This is a genomic window from Pseudomonas fildesensis (genome assembly GCF_001050345.1).
GTDB lineage: Bacteria > Pseudomonadota > Gammaproteobacteria > Pseudomonadales > Pseudomonadaceae > Aquipseudomonas > Aquipseudomonas fildesensis.
Window position 1 is genome coordinate 641,639 of the sequence record NZ_LFMW01000001.1, and the last position, 20,581, is coordinate 662,219.

Annotated in this window: 20 protein-coding genes and 2 pseudogenes; 10 read left to right on the forward strand and 12 right to left on the reverse strand. The window is 60.3% G+C overall.

The genetic code is table 11. The annotated features are described in order from the left end of the window. The first annotated feature begins 27 nt into the window (after positions 1–27). The gene (locus ACR52_RS03075; protein WP_048720352.1) at positions 28–1,530 is read left to right on the forward strand and encodes an MFS transporter; all 1,503 of its coding nucleotides are present in this window, start codon (positions 28–30) and stop codon (positions 1,528–1,530) included. A 54-nt stretch (positions 1,531–1,584) separates the two neighbouring features. Here the strand turns inward: ACR52_RS03075 and ACR52_RS03080 are convergent, their stop codons facing one another. Both ACR52_RS03080 and ACR52_RS03085 read right to left on the reverse strand, forming a co-directional pair. Then, positions 1,585–1,995, reverse strand: a complete 411-nt coding sequence (locus ACR52_RS03080; protein WP_048720354.1) for an HPF/RaiA family ribosome-associated protein — start codon at positions 1,993–1,995, stop codon at positions 1,585–1,587. Positions 1,996–2,208: 213 nt separating this feature from the next. Then, positions 2,209–2,415, reverse strand: a pseudogene (locus ACR52_RS03085) (LysR substrate-binding domain-containing protein); the annotation flags it as partial. On the opposite strand from ACR52_RS03085, the pseudogene ACR52_RS29050 reads away from it, so the two are divergent. Together ACR52_RS29050 and ACR52_RS03095 are read left to right on the forward strand one after the other, a co-directional pair. Next, positions 2,403–2,645 (forward strand): annotated as a pseudogene (locus tag ACR52_RS29050) (HAAAP family serine/threonine permease); the annotation flags it as partial. The pseudogenes ACR52_RS03085 and ACR52_RS29050 overlap by 13 nt on opposite strands. A gap of 255 nt (positions 2,646–2,900) precedes the next feature. After that, positions 2,901–3,218 (forward strand): DUF3509 domain-containing protein, encoded by a 318-nt coding sequence (locus ACR52_RS03095; RefSeq protein ID WP_048720363.1) that lies wholly within the window; start codon positions 2,901–2,903, stop codon positions 3,216–3,218. Here the strand turns inward: ACR52_RS03095 and ACR52_RS03100 are convergent. Beyond that, positions 3,215–3,703 carry a phosphate-starvation-inducible protein PsiE gene (locus ACR52_RS03100; RefSeq protein ID WP_048720365.1) on the reverse strand — a complete coding sequence of 163 codons (489 nt, stop codon included), beginning with the start codon at positions 3,701–3,703 and terminating at the stop codon, positions 3,215–3,217. The two genes, ACR52_RS03095 and ACR52_RS03100, sit on opposite strands and share 4 nt — an antisense overlap. A 305-nt stretch (positions 3,704–4,008) precedes the next feature. On the opposite strand from ACR52_RS03100, the gene ACR52_RS03105 reads away from it, so the two are divergent. Next, positions 4,009–4,269: a YebG family protein gene (locus tag ACR52_RS03105; protein WP_003171979.1), complete on the forward strand. Its 261-nt coding sequence runs from the start codon at positions 4,009–4,011 to the stop codon at positions 4,267–4,269. Positions 4,270–4,323: 54 nt separating this feature from the next. On the opposite strand, the gene ACR52_RS03110 is transcribed toward ACR52_RS03105, so the two are convergent. Beyond that, positions 4,324–5,343, reverse strand: a complete 1,020-nt coding sequence (locus ACR52_RS03110; RefSeq protein ID WP_048720372.1) for a Leu/Phe/Val dehydrogenase — start codon at positions 5,341–5,343, stop codon at positions 4,324–4,326. 187 nt (positions 5,344–5,530) lie between these two features. Here ACR52_RS03110 and ACR52_RS03115 point away from each other — a divergent pair, with 187 nt between their 5' ends. After that, the gene (locus ACR52_RS03115; RefSeq protein WP_048720374.1) at positions 5,531–6,334 is read left to right on the forward strand and encodes a SirB1 family protein; all 804 of its coding nucleotides are present in this window, start codon (positions 5,531–5,533) and stop codon (positions 6,332–6,334) included. Positions 6,335–6,627: 293 nt separating this feature from the next. Here ACR52_RS03115 and ACR52_RS03120 read toward each other — a convergent pair whose 3' ends face one another. Both ACR52_RS03120 and ACR52_RS03125 read right to left on the reverse strand, forming a co-directional pair. Beyond that, positions 6,628–7,998 (reverse strand): MFS transporter, encoded by a 1,371-nt coding sequence (locus ACR52_RS03120; RefSeq protein ID WP_048720376.1) that lies wholly within the window; start codon positions 7,996–7,998, stop codon positions 6,628–6,630. Between the two features lie 297 nt (positions 7,999–8,295). Further along, positions 8,296–9,483 carry an MFS transporter gene (locus ACR52_RS03125; RefSeq protein WP_048720378.1) on the reverse strand — a complete coding sequence of 396 codons (1,188 nt, stop codon included), beginning with the start codon at positions 9,481–9,483 and terminating at the stop codon, positions 8,296–8,298. A gap of 480 nt (positions 9,484–9,963) precedes the next feature. On the opposite strand from ACR52_RS03125, the gene mqo reads away from it, so the two are divergent. Next, positions 9,964–11,610: a malate dehydrogenase (quinone) gene (gene mqo, locus ACR52_RS03130; RefSeq protein ID WP_048720380.1), complete on the forward strand. Its 1,647-nt coding sequence runs from the start codon at positions 9,964–9,966 to the stop codon at positions 11,608–11,610. A 71-nt stretch (positions 11,611–11,681) separates the two neighbouring features. Here the strand turns inward: mqo and ACR52_RS03135 are convergent, their stop codons facing one another. Beyond that, positions 11,682–12,518 carry a LysR substrate-binding domain-containing protein gene (locus ACR52_RS03135; RefSeq protein WP_048720382.1) on the reverse strand — a complete coding sequence of 279 codons (837 nt, stop codon included), beginning with the start codon at positions 12,516–12,518 and terminating at the stop codon, positions 11,682–11,684. A 98-nt stretch (positions 12,519–12,616) separates the two neighbouring features. Between ACR52_RS03135 and ACR52_RS03140 the strand changes: the two genes are divergently transcribed. Beyond that, positions 12,617–13,516 carry a DMT family transporter gene (locus tag ACR52_RS03140; protein WP_048720384.1) on the forward strand — a complete coding sequence of 300 codons (900 nt, stop codon included), beginning with the start codon at positions 12,617–12,619 and terminating at the stop codon, positions 13,514–13,516. A gap of 133 nt (positions 13,517–13,649) precedes the next feature. Beyond that, a complete protein-coding gene (locus tag ACR52_RS03145; protein WP_048720386.1) occupies positions 13,650–13,979 on the forward strand; it encodes a YXWGXW repeat-containing protein in 330 nt (109 codons plus the stop codon). A 141-nt stretch (positions 13,980–14,120) separates the two neighbouring features. Here the strand turns inward: ACR52_RS03145 and ACR52_RS03150 are convergent, their stop codons facing one another. The 4 genes from ACR52_RS03150 to ACR52_RS03165 all read right to left on the reverse strand — a co-directional run bounded on the left by ACR52_RS03150 (position 14,121) and on the right by ACR52_RS03165 (position 17,307). After that, positions 14,121–14,516, reverse strand: coding sequence for a PIN domain-containing protein (locus ACR52_RS03150; protein WP_048720388.1), 396 nt, complete (start codon positions 14,514–14,516; stop codon positions 14,121–14,123). After that, positions 14,513–14,770, reverse strand: coding sequence for an AbrB/MazE/SpoVT family DNA-binding domain-containing protein (locus ACR52_RS03155; protein WP_048720390.1), 258 nt, complete (start codon positions 14,768–14,770; stop codon positions 14,513–14,515). The genes ACR52_RS03150 and ACR52_RS03155 overlap by 4 nt, the downstream gene beginning before the upstream one ends. Before the next feature lie 190 nt (positions 14,771–14,960). Beyond that, on the reverse strand, positions 14,961–16,334 hold the full coding sequence (gene ppnN / locus ACR52_RS03160; protein WP_048720392.1) for a nucleotide 5'-monophosphate nucleosidase PpnN: 1,374 nt from the start codon (positions 16,332–16,334) through the stop codon (positions 14,961–14,963). Between the two features lie 148 nt (positions 16,335–16,482). Continuing rightward, positions 16,483–17,307: an aspartyl/asparaginyl beta-hydroxylase domain-containing protein gene (locus ACR52_RS03165; protein WP_048720490.1), complete on the reverse strand. Its 825-nt coding sequence runs from the start codon at positions 17,305–17,307 to the stop codon at positions 16,483–16,485. Positions 17,308–17,629: 322 nt separating this feature from the next. On the opposite strand from ACR52_RS03165, the gene fabV reads away from it, so the two are divergent. Beyond that, positions 17,630–18,823: an enoyl-ACP reductase FabV gene (fabV, locus tag ACR52_RS03170; protein WP_048720394.1), complete on the forward strand. Its 1,194-nt coding sequence runs from the start codon at positions 17,630–17,632 to the stop codon at positions 18,821–18,823. Between the two features lie 175 nt (positions 18,824–18,998). Further along, the gene (locus tag ACR52_RS03175; RefSeq protein ID WP_048720395.1) at positions 18,999–19,622 is read left to right on the forward strand and encodes an HAD family hydrolase; all 624 of its coding nucleotides are present in this window, start codon (positions 18,999–19,001) and stop codon (positions 19,620–19,622) included. Here ACR52_RS03175 and ACR52_RS03180 read toward each other — a convergent pair. Next, positions 19,619–20,524: a LysR family transcriptional regulator gene (locus ACR52_RS03180; protein WP_048720396.1), complete on the reverse strand. Its 906-nt coding sequence runs from the start codon at positions 20,522–20,524 to the stop codon at positions 19,619–19,621. The genes ACR52_RS03175 and ACR52_RS03180 overlap by 4 nt on opposite strands. Positions 20,525–20,581: the final 57 nt, after the last annotated feature.

Below are 20,581 nucleotides of genomic sequence, written 5' to 3' on the forward strand. Positions count from 1 at the left end.
GTTCTACCCAATCGAAAGGAAGACCCCATGCCACCCGCCGCCGTTGTATCGGCCGTCAGCCCGCCTCGCGTTGCCAGGAACGGCCTGGCCCTCACCGCCGTGTGTCTCGTTGCGCTGATGTTTGGCCTGGAGATCTCCAGCGTGCCGGTCATCCTGCCAACTCTTGAACGAGAGCTGGGCACGGGTTTCCAGGATGCCCAATGGATCATGAATGCCTACACCCTGGCGTGCACCAGCGTGCTGATGGCGGCGGGTACACTGGCGGATCGATTTGGCCGCCGGCGCATGCTGGTGCTGTGCCTGTGGGTGTTTGGCCTGGCGTCGCTGGCCTGCGGGCTCGCCGAGGATGCGTCGCTGCTGATAGCGGCTCGTTTTGTCCAGGGCGTAGGCGCCGGGGCGATGATGATCTGCCAGTTCGCGATTCTGTCGCACCAGTTCCGCGAGCCGGCGGCGCGGGCGCGGGCATTTGCGGTGTGGGGCGTGATCGCGGGCGTGGGCCTGGGTTTCGGGCCGATGGTGGGGGCGCTGATTCTGGCGGTAGCCGACTGGCGCTGGGTATTTCTCGTACATGTGCCACTCACTCTGCTCACCCTGGTGTTGCTGCGGCTCAGCGTGCAGGAATCCCGCGACCCGGCCGCTCATCGCCTCGACATCGCGGGCATGGTCACGTTGACGTTGTCGGTGTTCGCGCTGGTGTATTTCATCACTCAGGGCACCGAGAACGGCTTCGGCACCCCGGCCATGCTTGGCTGGGCAGGATTGGCGCTGGCCGGGATGCTGCTCTTCATCGTGGTCGAGCGCCGCAGTGCGCACCCGATGTTCGATTTTTCGGTGTTCCGCATCCAGCGCTTCAACGGCGCCTTGATGGGTTCAATCGGCATGAACTTCAGCTTCTGGCCCTTCATGATCTACCTGCCGCTCTACTTCCAGGCCGGCCTGGGCTACGACACGCTGACCACCGGCGGCGCCCTGCTCGCCTACACCCTGCCGACCTTGCTGGTGCCGCCGCTGGCCGAACGCCTGGCCCTGCGCTACGGCGCAGAACGCATCATCCCGCTGGGCCTGGGCTTGATGGGCGCGGGCTTTTTGGCCATGGCTGCGGCCAATGGGGCCGGACATCCGAGCATCCTGCTGGTCCTCATCAGTTGCGTGATTGCGGGCGTGGGATTGGCGCTGACCAATTCGCCCACCACCAACACCACCACGGGCTCGGTCTCGGCTGATCGGGCGGGCATGGCCTCGGGCATTGATCTCAGTGCGCGGCTGATCACCCTGGCGCTCAATATTGCGTTGATGGGCCTGGTACTGCTGCTGGGGATCGGTCAACACCTTGCCGAGTGGCTGCCCGACTCGGCACCGTTGGCCACGCTCAGCCAGGATATCGCCGCAGGCAAACTGGACGTGCTGGCAGTGCCGGCAATCGCCCAGGCCGCGCTGCGCCACGGTACCGGCTGGGCGATGCTTTATGCGGGCGTGGGTGCAGGCGGGTTGGCGCTGTTGAGCGGGTACTTCTTCCGGCGCGGCGCCTGAACGAAAACGGGCCTGCAGATGCAGGCCCGTTTTTAGTGGGGAGTGAAAAAACTGTCAGCCGTTAAGTGCAGCATTTTCGTTTTCCAGAAATTCCTCTTCAAGCGCGTCATCATTCACTTTGTTGGCCGGCACATTTTTCGCGGCAGCGCGGGGCTTGCCTTGCAGTTTGCCGAACAAATGTTCCAACGCGTGATCCAGCTTGGCGGCTGCACCCTCGATCGCCTGTTCCAGCGTATCGCCCTTGTCGGACACCGACAGCGGTTGATGACCTTTTGGCCGTGCTTCCAGGCGGCAACTTAAATCGTGGGGACCGGGCTTGTCGCCGTTCTCATCCCGCAGGTAGACCTCCACTCGGGTCAGGTCTTCTTCATAACGTTCGAGCGTGCTCTCAATGGTGGTACGTACCCACTCCTCCAGTCGGATGCTGCTTTTAATATGGTTGTCGCTATTGACTTGGATTTGCATAGTTCTTCCCTTATTTCAGCTAGCTCGCGAGAGGTCACAAACTGCAACACCGGGGTGGTGAAACCATGACCTCTTGATTACACAATTGAGCAGTCAGAAGAACATTTCAAGCCCTTTGCAAAGATAAATCCCACATTACAAATTAACTCTGACTATGAGCAAAAACGCTGGTAGGGTGGGGAGTTGGTTACATCTTCTTACGCCCCGCGATCCTCATAATTGCCCCTCTCCCAACGGGTGCAATGTGCGAAATATTCCTGCCTCCTCCACCAGCCAATCATGCACCGCCCGCACGCCCGGATGGCTCAGCGCGCCTGGCGCATACAGCAGCACGTAGCGTTTGTGGTTGGGTACGGCGAGGCCGAACGGCACGATCAAGGTGCCACGCTCCAACTCATCGTAGAGCAAGGTGCGCCGCGCTGTTCGTGGTGCTGACCTGCTGGGCCGTGGCCACTTTTAACCCGAGCATGCTGGGCATGATCGAAACCATGGGCGGGCCGATCATCGCGTGCCTGCTGTTCCTGATGCCGATGTAAGCGATCCGGAGGGTGCCATCTCTGCGCCAGTATTCGCGGCAGGTGTCCAATGTGTTTGTGGTGTTGATCGGGCTGATTGCGCTGTCTGCGATCGTTTTTTCCGTGCTGCCCTGAAATAGATCACCTGTAGGCGCGAGCTTGCTCGCGAAGAACTCAAGCGCGCCGCGGTAAATCAGCCTTCCTGCGTTAGCGTTAACGACCTTCGCGAGCAAGCTTGCTCCTACACGGCACGGCGCTTGCTGTGGAACCTGTGAGGCAAACGGATTTTGTAAAAACCTCAGCGACGGAGTGGCCGGTGGTCAGGCAACGCGAACTAATTCAGACACCGGTCGTCAATGAATGCATGTTCTTATCAGGCGGTAACGCACCATGGACAATCCTTTTCAGATCATCACCGACACATTCACGCCCAAATACCGTGTCAACCTGAGCATTCAGCGGCTGGACGGCAGCATCATGCTCACCCTCTCGAATGAAGATGGCGTGGTCGCCAAACGCATGATCAGCGCCGAACAACGCAACGATCCACAACGGCTCAAACGCCTGGTGCAAAGCATCCAGTTCGGCATCGCCATCGAGCAGGGCCACAGCGCCATGGAGATCCTGGCGGTGATGACGGACGGCGACAATCACAAACTGTTGCAACGACCGCCCGCCAGCACCCTGCCCTTCAACGCCGGGCTTTAAAGCTCACCCTTCTCGGTTTCCAGGCTCGCCTCGCCCTTGCGACGCGGGCCGTCCACCTTCACCGAAGGGAACGCCGACGAGGCGTAACGCACCACCAGAATCGAGAATGCCAACAGCAGAATCCCGCCGCACAGGTAGATGATGCCGATGTCGGGCGGGTTGTGGTGGGACACGTTGGAGATCAGCAAACGCGTCAGCGCAGTGATTGCCACGTAGATCAGGAAGCGTACCGGCATGTGGTTGGTCTTGAAATAAATCCCGACCATTGCGCCCAATTCCAGGTAGATGAACAACAGCAAGATGTCATCGATCTTGATGTGCCCGTTCTCCAGCATCCCCAGAAACTCCATCACCGCTGCCCAGGCGGTCACCGCACCAATGGCGAACAGCGCCAGGTAGTGGAACGTTTCGACAAACAGATTGCCCAGGGACTCAGCCAGTTCATGCACATTCTGGCGCAGCTTTTCGGCCCAGTTGATTTTCACGATGATGCTTCCTTAGGTCGGTTCGACCGGATAATGCGGGTTGGACGTGACGGTTGTTCTGCATGCAGAAAAAAGGCCAGCACAGGCATGAGATGATGGCGGGGTGACATGAGGCACAGATTGCTCAAGGCGTGCGCCTGACCTGTGGCGAGATATTCCAGCCCTCCGTCGACCAACAAATCGTCCATTTTCCGGCTACATTAAAAAACTGCTACCCAAACCCCGTGGTTTGGCTTACCCTTTTCGCTGTATATAAATACAGTAGTCGCAAAAGACAACTATCGTGAAGGCATGTGAGGTGGTGAATGGCCGTCGAAGTGGTATACCGCAGCAGCCGAGATCTGGAGCGTTTGTTCATGGATAAAGCCGAAGCTGACCGTCATGACAAGATGCTTGAACTCGCTGAGTTGCTGGCAGAAGTGTTGCAAAAAGCCGTGCCGTCGTTGAGCGAGCAGCAGGTGGAAGAAGCCGGGATCTACATGGCGAAGAACCGCGATGTATTTGCCAAGGCGTTCAAGAGCCAGCCGGACGCGTTGTCCGAGTTGCTGAACGCAGCGGCGGAATAAAGCCAGAATTGAACAGGCCCTGAATCATTGATTCAGGGCCTTTTTAATAGGTGGCTACTTGTAGAGCAGGCGCTCGGCCAGTTCGTCCGCTACGCGCGCGGGTGAGCGTTTTTCGGCTTGGGCGTGGGCAAAGATTTCCGTGAGGCGCGTGCCGATGTTCGACAGGTGCGCGGTGATGGTGGGCAGTTCGGCGCCGCTGTGTTTGAGGGCGACGTAGATCAGGCCGCCGGAGTTGATCACGTAGTCGGGGGCGTAGAGGATGCCGCGCCCTTCCAATTGGTCGGCCACTTGCAGGTTGGTCAGTTGCGCACTGGCGGAACCGGCCACGGCAGCGCAGCGCAGTTGGCCGACGCTGGTGCGATTGAACACCGCGCCGAGGCCGCAGGGCGCGAGGATGTCGCAGGGGGTGCTGAGCAAGGCATCGTTGGCGATGGGGTGCGCGCCCAGCTGCTCCATGGCCAGTTGCACCTTGCCGTGATCAATGTCGCTGACCAGCAGTTCAGCGCCGGCCGCGTGCAGTTGCTCGGCCAGGGCGTAACCGACGTTGCCCAGGCCCTGGATGGCTACGCGCAGGCCTTCGAGGTTGTCGCTGCCCAAACGGGCCATGGCGGTGGTGCGGATACCGGCGAACACGCCCATGGCGGCATGGGGCGAGGGGTCGCCGGCAGCCGTGGTGCTGGTAACGAAGCGCGTGTGTTGGGCGATGCAATCCATATCGGCCACCGAGGTGCCGCTGTCGGTGGCGGTGATGTAGCGACCGTCGAGCTGCTCGATACACCGCCCGAAGGCTTCAAACAGTGCCGCGCGATTTTCCACATGGGCGGGACGCAGGATCACGGCTGTGCCGCCACCCACTGGTAAACCGGCCAGGGCTGCCTTGTAGCTCATGCCTTGGGCCAGCCGCGCGGCATCTGCCACGGCGCTTTCGTCGTCGGGGTATGAGAGGTAACGACAGCCGCCCAGGGCAGGGCCAAGGCGGCTGTTGTGAATGGCGATGACCGCCTTCAACCCGGTCACGGGGTCGACGCTCAGGTGCAGCGATTCCAGGCGGGTGCTGTGCATGAGAGCAAACATCGTTGAGCTCCCGAATCACTTCTGGTGGTGGCCCAAGTATAGGCCTGTGGTAGAAAACTGCCGAAGCGAGCTGGAATAAGGCGCGCTGTTTCGTGGGCGTCGCGACATAAGCAGGCAGGATATTTCCAAAGGCACTGGACGAAAATTCACAGCAAGGCTAAAACGGGGGCATCCGCCGGAGAACGCAATGAATCCCCGCAAAGCCTTTTTCGCCTGCCTGGACCGTTCACCCCCTGCGCTGTTTGAAGCTGCGCTGTGGATTGCTGCCGAGCACGACCCGGCCATGCAACCGCTGCTGGTGCTGCAGGACTTCACGTTGCTGCAACAACAGGTCAGCCTGGGCATGCCCATGCTGCCGGCGGATGAACTCGGCCAGCCACTGCTGCGGCGCATGAATGACCTGGGGTTTGCACAGGACGACTTCACCCCGCTGCGCCCCGCCGCCGCCCTGCTGGACAAGGTGCTCCAGCGCAAGCGCGGGCAACCCTTGGCCCTGGGGCTGATTGCGCTGGAGCTTGCGCGGCGCCTGAATATCCCGATGGTCGGCGTTAATTTTCCGGGGCACTTCCTGCTGCGGGTGCCCGGCGCTGATCACCTGCTGGACCCGTGCGGCGGTCGACGCCTGTACCCCAACGATTGCCGCGAACTGCTGCAACGCCAATACGGCCCCAACCTCAAGTTGCAGGCCGACCAGTTACACACCGCCGAGCCCCGTTCGATCCTGCAGCGGCTGTCACGCAACCTGCGTCAGCTGCACCTCTCCAATGACAACCCGTTGGCCGCGCTGGTCGACGCCGAACGCGTGCTGGAACTGGGCAACGCCAGCGCCGCCGATTACCTGGCGCGGGCGAGTTTGTATCAACGCCTGGATTGCCCAAGCGCCGAGCGGTTTGACCTGGAACACGCGCTGATGCTCAGCGAAGACCCGATCCAGCGTCTGCGCCTGACCGAAAGGCTGGGGCACCTGCCGCCCAATTCAGTGGTGCACTGAAAACCACTGATTTTTGGCGCATTGCTTGTTGTGGCAAGCGGACTTGTTGTGATGAACGGGCTTCTTATTGTGGCGAGCGGGGCTGTTGTGGCGAGCGGGCTTGCCCCGCGTTGGGTGGCGAAGCCGCCCCAATAAGACCACCGCAGTGTGTCAGGCATACCGCGGCTGCATGTTTTAGGGCGGCTTCGCCACCCAACGCGGGGCAAGCCCGCTCGCCACAGTAAGCCCACTCGCCACAACAGCCCGCTCGCCACAGGCGTCTTGTTCGCTACAAAGACTGCGCAACGCCTTGTTCAGTGATTGACCGGCGTCTTGAGGATATCCCCATGCAGCGGGCTTTTCGGCACGTCTGCCCCGGGCGAGCGCACTTGGATAATCAGCAGCGCCGCGATCACCGCCGGTATCGCGCAGAAGAAGAAAATCTGCTCCACCGGAATATGCATCGCCAGCAGCATGCTGCCAAACAGCGGCCCCAGGATTGACCCGAATCGCCCCACGCCCAGCGCCCAGCCTGTACCGGTGGCACGCACATGCGCCGGGTAGAAGTTGCTGGCGAAGGCATTCAGGGTCAGTTGGCCACCGATGATGCAGAACCCGGCGGCAAACACGCAGGCCACCAGGTAGCGCGGGTCGTCGTGGTTCAACCCCAGCAAAATGGTGCACACCGCTGCGGCCATCAGCACGCAGGACAACAGTCGTACCTTGCTTTTCAAGCGGTCGGCGAACCAGGCCATGCCGATAGCGCCCAAGGTGCCGGCAAACAGGAACATCGACGTGACGAGGTTGGCTTCGTTCAACGCCAGGCCGCTTTCGAGCAACAGCGACGGCAGCCAGCTGATCATGAAATACAGCAGAATCAAGCTGACAAAAAAGGTCGCCCAGATCAGCAGGGTCGGACGCGCATAGCCATTTCGAAACAGCTCCACCACCGTCAGTTTGCTGCCCTGCTCTTGCCGGTTTTCCTGCTCGCTCGCCTGGGGTGCCTGCCAGTTGGGCAGCATGCGCGCGGTGACCGTGTGCAACCGCGTATACGGCGGGGCATCACGCAGCAGGCGTGGCAGGGATTCAGGCAGCAGCCACACCAGGAACGGGAACAGCAGCAACGGCGTTACGCCACCGGCGAGAAACACCGCCTGCCAACCGAAACCGTCGATAAACCCGGCCGCTACAAACCCGCCTGCGGCACCACCGAACGAGAAACCACACGCCGCCAAGGTCACCATCAACGTGCGCAGGCGTGGCGCAGAATAGTCCGACATCAACGCCATGGCGCTGGGCATCGCGCCGCCCATGCCGATGCCACAGATAAACCGCGCGGCCATCAGGCTGGTCAGCGAGTTGGCGAACACCATCAGTACGGTAAGGCTGGCGTAGATCAGCACGCAGCCCAGCAGGATGCGCCGCACGCCAAACCGGTCCGCCAGCGGCGTCACGAGCAGCGAGCCCAACGTCAGGCCCAGCAGGTTGGCGCTGAACACCGGCCCGAACGCGGCCTTTTCCAGGCCCCAGTCCTTGGCCAGTGCCGGCACCACATAGCCCAGCACCTGGGCGTCATAACCATCGGTCACCAGTAGCAGCGCCAGCAACACGAGAATCAACCACTGATAACGCGACACCGGTCGCGCGTCGAGTGCCGCACGAAAGCTGGCAATCTGATTGTGCATCGCAAGGTACCTGTATTGTTTTTATTGGGGTGACGCAGATAAAACTGTGGGAGGGGGCTTGCTCCCGATAGCGGTGGGTCAGTCATGAATCAGTTGACTGACCCACCGCTATCGGGAGCAAGCCCCCTCCCACAGGGGCAATCCTGTTCAGTTAAGAAATAGAAAGCGCAAAAAGTAACCTGTGGCGAGGGAGCTTGCTCCCGTTGGACTGCGTAGCAGTCCCCTCTTTGGGGCCGCTGCGCAGCCCAACGCGGAGCAAGCCCGCTCGCCACAGGGGGCTTGCTTTGATATTGGTGGTTAATTCCCGCCTTTCATGCGGCGGGCGATCAGGTACACACCAAGGCCAACGAGTGCTGTAGCGGCGCCGATGTAGCCGGTGCTGGTCCAGCCCAACCCAGACGTAATCGCCATCCCGCCAAACCACGGCCCCAGCGCGTTCGCCAGGTTAAACGCCGCATGGTTCGACGCCGCCGCCAAGCTCGGCGCTTCGTGGGCGATGTCCATCAAACGAATCTGCAACGGTGCGGCCAGCGAGACCATGGTGCCGACCAGGCCCATGCTCAGCAGTACGCCCCACAGCGAACCCGCCGCAACCGGGAAGAACAGCAGCACGGCCATCGACCACACCAATATCACGCCCACTGCGCGGAACTGCATGCGGTCAAACAGTTTGCCGCCGGCGATGTTGCCGATGATCCCGCCCACGCCAAACGCGGCGAGGCCAAACGGGATCCATTGGGGCGAGACTTTGGTCACTTCGAGCATGGTCGGGGCGAGGTAGCTGAACACGCAGAACATGCCGGCAAAGCCGATGGCGCCAATGGCGAGGGCCATCCACACCTGGGGTTTGGTGAAGGCGCGCAGTTCTTTGCGCGGGTCGCTGCGCGGTTCGTCGCGGCGGTCGGGGACGAACTGCCAGACCAGCGCAATGGTGCACAGGGCGAGCATGCTGACGAGGGCAAAGGCCGAGCGCCAGCCCAGGTGTTGGCCGAGGAAGGTGGCGATGGGGTTGCCGAGCAGCATGGCCAGGGTCAGGCCCATCATGACCCGCGCGACGGCGCCGGCGCGTTTGTCGGTGGGCACCATGCTGGAGGCGACCACGGCGGCGATGCCGAAGTAGGCGCCGTGGGGCAGGCCGCTGATAAAGCGGAACGCTACCAGCGAGCCGAAGGTGGGGGTGAACGCGGTGGCGAGGTTGCCCAGGGCATACAGGCCCATCAGTAGCAGGAGCATGTGTTTGCGCAGCAACTTGGCGCCGAGGATGGCCAGCAGTGGTGCGCCGACCATCACGCCCAGCGCGTAGGCGCTGATGGCATGGCCGACCTGGGGTTCGCTTAAACCCAGGTTCTGGGCGATGTCGGGCATCAAGCCCATGATGGCGAATTCGCCGGTACCGATAGCGAAAGCGCCCACGGCCATGGCAGCTTCCATTTTGGCGGCGCTGCGCGCGGGCAGTACGTGCCCGGGTGTTTGGTGGATAGACATGGATCGCTCTGTATTGAAGGGTGATACGGGGAGAGCCGCCGATGCTACGCAAGCAGCGGCGAAGGTGTCTAGAACAGCCTGTGGCGCGAGAGTTCCAAGCCTGTGACCTCACGTCGCGCCAGCCAAGCTTGACAGGGTTGCGCTAAAACCCGTGTTTTAGAGTTGTCAGTTGGCCAAACAGCGCATATCGGCGGTTTGCCGTGATATTCTGCGCGCCATCTTGGTCTAGTCTTTCTCCGGTACGTACACCCGTATACGTCCCGGTGGTTGGCTGTCGCCCAGGTAGCTGAAGCCAATAATGATAAGAAGTCAGCGCAGAAGGGACATAAAAGTGAGGTCGACACGTCGGCCTTGTGTGCCCACCCTGCGGCCTTGAGTGAATGTGCACACCCTGCGGTGCGTTGCCTGGCGCAGCGTGATTGAGGGTTGCCCATGATCAAGGGCGGTGGGGCGGATGGCGTTTTATCATAGGTGCTACTGATGTTTAAAAAACTAAACACTGCCCTGCTGGGGCTGGCTTTGTCGATGGGGATCACGTCCGTTCACGCGGAAGAGGCAAAGAAAGTCGATGTGCTGCTGATCGGCGGCGGCATCATGAGTGCGACCCTGGGTGTATGGCTCAATGAGCTGGAGCCGGGCTGGTCGATGGAAATGGTCGAGCGCCTTGACGGCGTCGCCGAAGAAAGCTCCAACGGCTGGAACAACGCCGGTACCGGTCACTCGGCCCTGGCTGAGCTGAACTACACCCCGGAAGACAAGAACGGCAACGTTGAGATCCCGAAAGCGGTCGAAATCAACGAAGCGTTCCAGATCTCCCGTCAGTTCTGGTCCTGGCAGGTCCAGCAGGGCGTGCTGAAGAACCCACGTTCGTTCATCAACTCCACTCCGCACATGAGCTTTGTGTGGGGCGATGACAACATCAAGTTCCTCAAGAAGCGCTACGAAGCCCTGCAAGCGAGCCCGCTGTTCGCCGGCATGCAGTACTCCGAAGACCCGGCGCAGATCGCCAAATGGGTTCCGCTGATGATGGAAGGGCGTGACCCGAACCAGAAAATCGCGGCCACCTGGAGCCCGCTGGGTACCGACATGAACTTCGGCGAGATCACCCGCCAGTTCGTCGCTCACCTGCAAACCACGCCCAAGTTCGACCTGAAACTGTCGAGCGAAGTGCAGGACATCACCCGCAACGCCGACGGTTCGTGGCGTGTCAGCTACAAAAACCTGAAAGACGGCACCAAGACTGAAACCGACGCCAAGTTCGTGTTCATCGGCGCGGGCGGCGGTGCACTGCACCTGCTGCAAAAGTCGGGCATTCCTGAAGCCAAGGACTACGCTGCCTTCCCGGTAGGGGGTTCGTTCCTGGTGACCGATAACGCAACCATCGCCGAGCAACACCTGGCCAAGGCCTACGGTAAAGCCTCGGTTGGCGCGCCGCCGATGTCGGTTCCGCACCTGGACACCCGCGTGCTGGATGGCAAGCGCGTGATCCTGTTTGGCCCATTCGCGACCTTCTCCACCAAGTTCCTCAAAGAAGGCTCGTACCTGGACCTGCTGACCAGCACCACCACCCACAACATCTGGCCAATGACCAAAGTCGGTATTCGTGAATACCCACTGGTCGAGTACCTTGCCGGCCAACTGATGCTGTCGGATGACGACCGCTACAACGCCCTGAAAGAGTACTTCCCGAACGCCAAGAAAGAAGACTGGCGCCTGTGGCAAGCCGGTCAGCGCGTGCAGATCATCAAGCGTGACGAAGAGCTTGGCGGCGTGCTGAAACTCGGTACCGAAGTGGTGAGCTCCGCCGACAACACCATCGCAGGCCTGTTGGGTGCATCGCCAGGCGCGTCCACCGCGGCTCCGATCATGCTGACCGTGCTGCAGAAAGTGTTCAAGGACAAGGTCGCGACCCCTGAGTGGCAGGCAAAACTGCACCAGATCGTGCCAAGCTACGGCACCAAGCTGAACGACAGCCCTGAGGCTGTTGCCAAGGAATGGGCCTACACCGCCGGTGTCCTGCAACTGCCTACCCCGCCTGTGATTCCGCAGCGGGCTGCTCCAGCGGCCACCGAGGCTGCCAAGCCTGCGGCTGCGCCAAGCAAGCCGGCGTCTGACCTAGCGCTGTAAGCCAAGGATCAAGCCAATGTAAAAAGTCCGCTGAACCGGTAACGGTCAGCGGGCTTTTTTGTAGCCGGTGTTCAGAGCGTGAAGTGCCGGACCTGCTCATGCACATGCAAGGCCAGCGCATTACCGGTATCGCACAACAGGTACAGATGCTGCACCGGCAGCGGTGGCAGTTCTGTCATGTGCGTCAGCCCTTCGCCCATTCGGCTTTCTTCCATCAGGCCCACCGCTACGCCGCTGCGAACACAGGCTTCAACGGCGGATGAGTTGGGGCTTTCGAGCAGCACTCGATGGTAAATCCCGTGGTCCTTCAGCGTCTGCAACGCCGCCGCGCGATACGGGCAGCCGTCGATGGGTAGGGTGATGGGCAGCGGCGCGTTCTGCGGGCAGTTGAAGTGCTTTGCCGCCACCCACAGCGGCTGCACGGCGCCCAGGCGTTCGCCCTGTGCCAGCGGTTGTGCGCTGACCGTGATCGTCAGGTCCAGCTGGTTGGCCATGAACAGGTTGAGCAATTCGCCGCTCGTGCGTGCTTCGACTTCCAGCTCCAGCAGCGGATTGTCGGCGATCAATCGGGGCAGGAATGCCTGCATGAAGGTGGGGGCGTACGTGTCGGGGATGCCGAGGCGGATCTTGCCCTGCATGCGCTGGGGCATCAGTGAGATCAGCAGGCGGTCGTGGCTCTTGAGGAATTCGGTGGTTTCACCCAGGAGTTTCTGGCCGTAGAGGGTCAGCTCGACGCCTTGGTTGCTGCGGCTGAACAGGCGTTGGCCGACTTGATCTTCCAGCTTCTGGATCTGCGTGGTCACGGTCGACGCGCTGCGGTGCACGTGATCGGCGGCCTCGTTGAAGCGGCGAAAGCGCGCCACGGCGTGGAAGGTGCGCAACAGGTCGATGTTCAGTTGTTTGCTCATGATTCCATTTTTACGGATCAGTTATGCAGGTTATTACGATATACAGAAGAATGCGCGGCCCTTAGCCTTTGAGTCAACTCGCGTCGACTGGAGGTTTTATGAATCGCTCAAGCCTGGGGCTGTTGCTGCTGCAAGCGGCGTTTGTGCTGTCGTGGAGCTCCGGCTACATCGGCGCCAAGTTGGGGACGCAGGGCGGTGGTGCGTTCAACCTGCTGTTCTGGCGATTCCTGTTGGTGTCGGTGTGCCTGGGGCTGTTTTTAAACGTGAGGTTGTTGAAGGTTTCATGGGCGCAGATTCGCCATCACGCCGTCATCGGCTTTCTGTCGCAGTTCCTGTACCTGAGCTGCCTCTACATCGCGATCCAGAATGGCTTGCCACCAGGCATTGCCGCGATCATCGCAGCGTTGCAACCATTGATGACGGCGGCGCTGTCCATGGGCAACGTCGCCGAGCGCAGTGGTGGCTGGCAGTGGGCAGGGCTGATGATCAGTTTTGCCGGGGTGTCGATTGTGATCGCCGGGCAGTACGGCAACAGCGGGCAAGGTGTCGGCCTGGTCATGTATCTATTGCCTTTGGCGGCGGCGTTGGGGCTCACGCTGGCGACCTTGTATGAGCGCCGCTCGGTGAAAACCCAAGACAGCGGCCTGGTTCTGCCACTGTTCATTCAATCGCTGCTGACCTTGATCGGCTTCACTGGCGCTGTGCTTTATACCGATACGCTGAGTATCCCCACTGAACCCGACGTGCTGATCTCAATTGTGTGGCTGACGGTGTTCTCCACCTTCATCGCCTACTTGAGCCTGTGGATGCTGCTGCGGGTCATGACCGCGACCCATGTGGCGGCGCTGGTTTATCTCGAACCGCCAGTCACGCTGGTGTGGGCAGCCTGGATGTTTGGCGATGTGATTTACCCGTCGACCTACGTCGGCATTGCCGTGGTGTTGGCGGGGCTGCTGCTGGTGCGGCTGAAGCGACCGACTGTCGCGTGTGCTTCCTGAGGCCCGCAGGTTCAGCAAGCTGACAGACATCACCTGTTAAAAAGTACCTATAGCCACACAGGAGTGCGGCTGAAAAAAGGGGGATTTTTTTTATAGGTGTACGTGTTGGGCGATAGCGCCCGAGGGTATTTGTATGTTGCTACGTTATGCAGCATTGGCGGCCATGGTCGTCGCGGCGTCCGGGTGTGTGCAAGAGCGCGTGGTGCATGAGCGCCGACCGGTGCAACGTGAGTATGTCGAGGTGGTCGCACCACAACCGCCGCCGGTTCAGGTGATCGAAGTCGAGCCCGCAATACGCGAAGGTTATGTATGGTCACGCGGCTACTGGCGTTGGGAAGGCGGGCGGTATGTCGCGGTTCACGGCCATTGGGAACCGGTGCGCCAGGGCTATCGCTATGTGCATCCGCACTGGGTGCAGCGTAACGACGGTTACCACTGGCAGGGGGGTGGCTGGGTTCGCTGAGCCCTGGCCAGGTCGGCTTCTTCGTACCCAGGAGCCGAACTTGCCGCAACGATGCGAGAAGCGTGCGCACGTGGGGCTTTCTCTGGATCAAGGGTAGATGCGGTTTTTACCAAAGCCTGCCCTTGGACTTAATGCTTCGACTCAGGCCAGTCGCTTCATACCGCTGGCCTTGACGGCGTTGAGGTCGAAGGTAGCGGTGTACTCGCATCCGGCTGCGTGGGCGCAGCGCTCGATCAGGCAGTCAGCAAAATCAGCGTTGTTTGCCGAGAACCGTCGGAGCGCCCGCCAGATGACCTCGGCATGCTCGATGGTCAATTCTCGGGTACGCAGCAGTGTTTCCAGCACCGTCACCACGTCGCTCTTGGCGGACTGGTAGCAGCTTTGTAAAACCCATACCAACTCCACCACGGACACCAGGCTGACAAAACCTGGCGAAAATGTAGTGAGGGATTCGATCAGCGCATTAGCCTTGGGGGATTGAACGGGATCATCCTGGGTGACATAGCGCACCAGCACATTGGTATCCAGTCCGATCATCCCGCTTTCACTCCCTGTGCGGCGATGGCGCGGTTCATGTCGTCAATGGAGACCGCCAGGGCAGGCTTCTGGATCAACCCCTTGAGGTCGTGAACGGTTTTGCTCGCGGCAATAATGGAAAACTTGCCGTCTTCCATTTCGACAAATTCAACCCGGTCGCCGGTTTCCAGGCCCAGGGCAGTCCTGACCTGGACGGGAATGGTGATTTGCCCTTTTGAGGTAAGTGTGGCGGTTGCCATAGTATAAATTTCCATCGTGATACTCCTTACCTTAGGGTAAGGAATCGTGGAGGACAAGATCCGTTGGTCCATAGGTTGCTCATCTCGTGTGGGTTAGTCGGGACACCAAAAAAGATAGCCCGACTTCTCCAATCCACACGCCTGAAAACGCGTGTAAAGAGATACCGCATGTGTGTGGCAATGCAGCGCTAACTCACCGCGCCATTCATTGCACGACGCGATAGCACGGCACATACGCCGCGCCGCCCGGCAGCTTCATGCGGTGCTGGGCGACGAACGCCTGTAACAGCTCGTCCAGCGGTTTCATGATGGCCGGGTCGCCGTGGATTTCGTACGGGCCATGCTCTTCAATCAGGCGAATGCCCTTGTCCTTGACGTTGCCCGCCACGATCCCCGAGAACGCGCGACGCAAGTTGGCCGCCAGTTCATGGGGCGGCAATGTGTGGCTCAGTTGCAGGCTGGCCATGTTTTCGTGGGTCGGGTCGAATGGGCGCTGGAAGCCTTCGTCGATCTTCAGCAGCCAGTTGAAGTGGAACGCGTCGTTGCGCTCGCGGCGGAACTGTTTCACCGCCTTGAGGCCGGCGGTCATCTGGCGGGCCACTTCGGCCGGGTCGTCAATGATGATCTGGTAGTGCGCCTGCGCCGCTTCGCCGAGGGTGGCGCCGACGAATGCGTGCAGTTGTTGCAGGTACGGTGCGGTGTGTTTCGGCCCGGTGAGGATGACCGGGAACGGCAGTTCGCGGTTGTCCGGGTGCATCAGGATACCGAGCAGGTACAGGAACTCTTCGGCCGTGCCGGCGCCGCCCGGGAAGATGATGATGCCGTGGCCGACACGCACGAAGGCTTCCAGGCGTTTTTCGATGTCCGGCAGAATCACCAGCTCGTTGACGATCGGGTTAGGCGCTTCGGCGGCGATGATGCCCGGCTCGGTCAGGCCCAGGTAGCGCCCGCCGGTAATGCGTTGCTTGGCGTGGGAAATGGTCGCGCCCTTCATCGGGCCTTTCATCACGCCGGGGCCGCAGCCGGTGCACACGTCGAGGCTGCGCAGGCCCAGTTCGTGGCCGACTTTTTTGGTGTATTTGTATTCTTCGGTATTGATCGAGTGCCCGCCCCAGCACACCACGATCTTCGGCTCGACACCCGGGCGCAGCGTACGGGCGTTGCGCAACAGGTGGAACACGTAGTCGGTAATGCCCTGGGAGTTGCTCAGGTCGATGCGCTGGCTGTCGAGTTCGTTCTCTGTGTAGACGATGTCGCGCAGGGCGCTGAAGAGCATTTCGCGGGTGCTGGCGATCATTTCGCCATCGACGAAGGCGTCGGCCGGGGCGTTCAACAGTTCGAGGCGCACGCCACGGTCCTGCTGGTGGATGCGCACTTCAAAGTCTTTGTAGGCGTCGAGGATGGTCTTGGCGTTGTCGATGTGCGCGCCGGTGTTGAGGATGGCCAGGGCGCACTGGCGGAACAGCGTATAGATGCTGCCGGTACCGGCTTCGCTCAGTTGCTGGACTTCACGCTGGGAGAGGGTTTCGAGGCTGCCCTTGGGGCTGACGGAGGCATTGATGACTTGACGTTGGGGCATTCTGATTCCTTGAAAGCGCAGCCACCGCGCCCGTTTGGAGGCGATGGCTTGAGAATGATGGGCGCCAAAACCGGCCGCACGAGACGGTTATTTTCCTCAGGCGCAACGCCGAGTGCAAACACCGTCCAGTACCATCATGCCGCAGAACCTACTGAATCAGCTTCCAGTTTTTGTAGAAAACCCGACGCAGGGTGAACACCAGGCCGGCAAAACCCGCGATCACGCCGTTGAGCACCGAGGGCAGCAAGGTCGGCCGCACGATATCAATGAACAGGCAGTAACGTTTTGCGTCGTTTTTGTTGAAGGACGCATGCATCAGCGTGTCATCGAAAATAAACAGCGGATCGTCGTGCCAGTAGTGTTTGTGCTTGCCGACCTGGATGTACACGCCGTCGTGGTGAGGCGCCGGCGCCATGTTGTAGAGCACGCGAAACATCATGCGCAGCGGGCCGAAATGAAAGGACGTCGAGCGATTTTCGTTGAACACCGACACGCCAATCGTCTTCACGAACGGCAGTTTTTTGCGCAGTTCCGGGATATCCAGGGTGGTTTCAATCGGCCGTCCGTACCACTGGAAAAACAGCATGCCACGCTTTTTCTCGGCCATGCGCTCGTCCAGGTAACCGATGATTTCGTCCTTGTGGGCCATGGCGTCATCGATCACCTGTTGCAGGTCTTCACGCCAGGCGGGCGGCAGTTCGCGCATCGTATAGACGTGGCGGTTGCGGCTGCTGAGCAGGTCGAACAGGGTGTTGAACGGCGCCAGTAGCCAGGTATTACGGCCACTGCCGATGAAATATTTTTTGAAGGTGTCGCTGTCGTAAAGGCCATTGCGCAGGAAATCGTAGACACCGCAGACCAGCACCAGCCCGAGGAACACTTCAGTGGTCAGGGGGAACAGGCAAATAATCAGCAGCACGCCGACTACCCAGGCGACCGACACGGCTTTTTTGCGTAACGCAGACTTGCTCATGAAACTCAGCTCCAGCTGGACGCCATTCGACAGGTCCGGATCCGTGGCCGCGAGTGGAAAAAGGTTTTGAAACATATTGAAACAACTGCGTCATGATAAGACGTTCAGCGACAGATAGGCGTTTTAAATAGTGCGATTTTGTGAAGGAATTACATATTTTTTAAGGGTCGCCTGGCGCATCCGGCGAATTGGCGATTGGATTTTGTAAACAGAAGATTTGCGACTATCGTGACGCTTCGGTTTTTTGGACGTCATAGACCGGTACGATTGAAGTTGAATGGCCACCATTGGCCTTCGGCACCTTGGAAGAGGCAGAAATTTTATGATCATCAAACCGCGGGTCCGTGGCTTTATCTGTGTGACCGCTCACCCTGTTGGCTGTGAAGCGAACGTCAAGCAGCAGATCGACTACGTGACTGAGCACGGCGCCATTGAAGGCGGCCCGAAGAAGGTGCTGGTCCTCGGCGCTTCCACCGGTTACGGCCTGGCCGCGCGCATCAGTGCCGCGTTTGGCAGCAACGCCGACACCCTGGGCGTGTTTTTTGAGAAAGAAGGCGAAGAAGGCAAGCTGAGCTCCGCCGGCTGGTACAACAGCGCCGCGTTCGAGAAGTTTGCCGTCGAAAAAGGCCTGTACGCCAAGAGCATCAACGGCGACGCGTTCTCCGACGAGATCAAGCGCCTGACCATCGAAACCATTAAGAAAGACCTGGGCAAGATCGACCTGGTGGTCTACAGCCTGGCCGCGCCACGCCGTACCGACCCGCAAGGCGTGGTGCACACCTCCACCCTCAAGCCGATCGGCAAAGCCGTGACCCTGCGCGGTATCAACACCGACAAGGGCGTTGTGGTCGACACCACGCTTGAGCCTGCAACCCAGGAAGAAATCGACGGCACCGTGAAAGTCATGGGTGGCGAAGACTGGCAGCTGTGGATCGACGCCCTGCGTGACGCCGACGTGCTGGCCGAAGGTGCCAAGACCACCGCATTCACCTACCTCGGTGAAAAGCTGACCCAGGACATCTATTGGAACGGTTCCATCGGCGAAGCCAAGAAAGACCTCGACAAAAAAGTCCTGACCCTGCGCGACAACCTCGCCGCGCTGAAAGGCGACGCCCGTGTATCGGTGCTCAAGGCCGTGGTCACCCAGGCCAGCTCGGCGATCCCGATCATGCCGCTGTACCTGTCGCTGCTGTTCAAAGTGATGAAAGAGCAGGGCACCCACGAAGGTTGCATCGAGCAGGTCTACGGCCTGTTCAAGGACAGCCTGTACGGTAAAGAGCCGAAGCTCGACGCCGACGGTCGCCTGCGTGCCGACCTCGCCGAGCTGGAGCCGAAAGTCCAGGACGCCGTCGCCGCACTGTGGGATCAGGTCACCGATGACAACGTCAACGAGATCAGTGATTTCACCGGCTACAAGGCTGAGTTCCTGCGCTTGTTCGGCTTTGAGATCGACGGCGTGGACTACGAGGCTGATGTGAATCCGACCGTGAAGATCAAAGGCTTGGTTCAAGCCTAAACGCGGTTGAAAAAAGTGTGGGAGGGGTGGTGCGACGACTCGACGTGCTCCCTCCCACATTCAATCTGCGTAAATCCTCCCTTTTGGGAACTCTCCTACAAGCCATCGCGCTCCCTCCCCCGCGCTCAATCTGCCAGACTCCTTCGGCTATCAAGCCACGCTAACGGAGGATCTGATGACGATTCGTGCAGTAGTTTTTGATTTCGGCGGTGTCCTGTTCGACTGGAACCCGCACCACCTGTACCGCAAGCTGATTGTTGATGAACACGAGCGGCAATGGTTTCTCGACAACATCTGCACCCAGGCCTGGAACACCGAGCAGGACGCCGGCCGCTCCCTGGCCGAGGGTACGCGCAGCCTGATCGATGAGTACCCGCATCACAAAGCCTTGATCCAGGCGTACTACGACCGCTGGCATGAAATGCTGCGTGGCCCGCTGCCGGAAGGCGTGCAGATTCTCAAGGCGCTGCATCAGGCCAATATGCCGTTGTTCGGGCTCACCAACTGGTCGGCCGAGACGTTCCCCTATGCGCTCGCCCACTACCCGTTCCTGAAGCATTTCCAAGACATCGCGGTCTCAGGCAAGATGAAGCTGATCAAGCCCGATCCGGCGATCTACCATGCCAGCCTCGCCCAGGTACGCGCCCACCTGCCGGATATCCAGCCAAGCGAAGTGGTGTTTATCGATGATGTCGCCGGCAATATCGAGGCCGCCATCGCCCTGGGTTGGCAGGGCATCCACCATGTGTCTGCCGAGCGCACTGCCGCTTGTTTGCGTGAGATGAGGGTGGGGTTCTAGCGGGCCCACTTTTCCATGACGAAATCAACGAAGGCCCGCAACTTGGGCAGACGATAGCGATCCTGGCCGTACATCAAGTGCATCGGCCGGCTGGGCAGTTGATAGGCAGTCAGCAACGCCACCAGCTTGCCGGTCTGCAGGTCGGGTTGCACCAGGGCATCGGGCAACATGACGATGCCCATGCCTTGCACGGCCGCCTGGCGCAAGGCTTGCGAGCTGTTGATGGTCAGCGAACCCGACACGGGAATCTCTACTTCGCCCTCTGCCCCGGTCATGCGCCAGAGCTTGTCGGCGTTGCGCCAGTCATCAGTGGAGGGGTAGGCGAACGCCAGGCAATCATGCTGTTGCAGGTCTTCGGGCGTTTGCGGCGTGCCGCGTCGCGCCAGGTAGTCCTTTGATGCGCAGAGGGTGATCGTGTAGTCCTGCATCGGCCGGGCGATCAGGCTTGAGGGTTCCAGTTCGCCCAGGCGGATGGCCGCGTCGAAACCGCTGTCGATCATGTCCACGCGTTGGTTGCTGAGCACCACGTACAGCTTGATCAGCGGGTAGCGTCGGGAGAATTCGCTCAAGGCTGGCGCCAGGCGCTCGGTGCCGAAGGCGGGTGGGGCGGTGATGCGCAGCGTGCCTTTGGGCACGTCGCTGTTAGCCTGCTCGGCCAATTGCTCGGAGTCAGCCACCAGCCCCAGTACTTCGAGGCAGCGTTGGTAATACTGCCCGCCGAACTCTGTGAGGCTTTGTTTACGCGTGGTGCGCTTGAGCAGGCTGACGCCCAGCCGTTGCTCGAGCGCGCGCAGGTGGTTGCCGACCATGGTGGTCGACATCCCGCAGGCCTGGGCGGCGGCGGTCATGCTGCCGGTCTCGACCACTTTCACGTACACCGACATCGCCTGGAACAGATCCATTATCAATCCCTGATTTAAAGTTATTGCAGGAACGCGCAGTTTATCCAGCTTGAGTGG

Bases quoted from the DNA above. Each gene is read 5' to 3' on its own strand.
- ACR52_RS03075 (WP_048720352.1), top strand. From the start codon at position 28: ATGCCACCCGCCGCCGTTGTATCGGCCGTCAGCCCGCCTCGCGTTGCC.
- ACR52_RS03080 (WP_048720354.1), bottom strand. From the start codon at position 1,995: ATGCAAATCCAAGTCAATAGCGACAACCATATTAAAAGCAGCATCCGA.
- ACR52_RS03095 (WP_048720363.1), top strand. From the start codon at position 2,901: ATGGACAATCCTTTTCAGATCATCACCGACACATTCACGCCCAAATAC.
- ACR52_RS03105 (WP_003171979.1), top strand. From the start codon at position 4,009: ATGGCCGTCGAAGTGGTATACCGCAGCAGCCGAGATCTGGAGCGTTTG.
- ACR52_RS03110 (WP_048720372.1), bottom strand. From the start codon at position 5,343: ATGTTTGCTCTCATGCACAGCACCCGCCTGGAATCGCTGCACCTGAGC.
- ACR52_RS03115 (WP_048720374.1), top strand. From the start codon at position 5,531: ATGAATCCCCGCAAAGCCTTTTTCGCCTGCCTGGACCGTTCACCCCCT.
- ACR52_RS03120 (WP_048720376.1), bottom strand. From the start codon at position 7,998: ATGCACAATCAGATTGCCAGCTTTCGTGCGGCACTCGACGCGCGACCG.
- ACR52_RS03125 (WP_048720378.1), bottom strand. From the start codon at position 9,483: ATGTCTATCCACCAAACACCCGGGCACGTACTGCCCGCGCGCAGCGCC.
- mqo (WP_048720380.1), top strand. From the start codon at position 9,964: ATGTTTAAAAAACTAAACACTGCCCTGCTGGGGCTGGCTTTGTCGATG.
- ACR52_RS03135 (WP_048720382.1), bottom strand. From the start codon at position 12,518: ATGAGCAAACAACTGAACATCGACCTGTTGCGCACCTTCCACGCCGTG.
- ACR52_RS03140 (WP_048720384.1), top strand. From the start codon at position 12,617: ATGAATCGCTCAAGCCTGGGGCTGTTGCTGCTGCAAGCGGCGTTTGTG.
- ACR52_RS03145 (WP_048720386.1), top strand. From the start codon at position 13,650: ATGTTGCTACGTTATGCAGCATTGGCGGCCATGGTCGTCGCGGCGTCC.
- ACR52_RS03150 (WP_048720388.1), bottom strand. From the start codon at position 14,516: ATGATCGGACTGGATACCAATGTGCTGGTGCGCTATGTCACCCAGGAT.
- ACR52_RS03155 (WP_048720390.1), bottom strand. From the start codon at position 14,770: ATGGAAATTTATACTATGGCAACCGCCACACTTACCTCAAAAGGGCAA.
- ppnN (WP_048720392.1), bottom strand. From the start codon at position 16,334: ATGCCCCAACGTCAAGTCATCAATGCCTCCGTCAGCCCCAAGGGCAGC.
- ACR52_RS03165 (WP_048720490.1), bottom strand. From the start codon at position 17,307: ATGAGCAAGTCTGCGTTACGCAAAAAAGCCGTGTCGGTCGCCTGGGTA.
- fabV (WP_048720394.1), top strand. From the start codon at position 17,630: ATGATCATCAAACCGCGGGTCCGTGGCTTTATCTGTGTGACCGCTCAC.
- ACR52_RS03175 (WP_048720395.1), top strand. From the start codon at position 18,999: ATGACGATTCGTGCAGTAGTTTTTGATTTCGGCGGTGTCCTGTTCGAC.
- ACR52_RS03180 (WP_048720396.1), bottom strand. From the start codon at position 20,524: ATGGATCTGTTCCAGGCGATGTCGGTGTACGTGAAAGTGGTCGAGACC.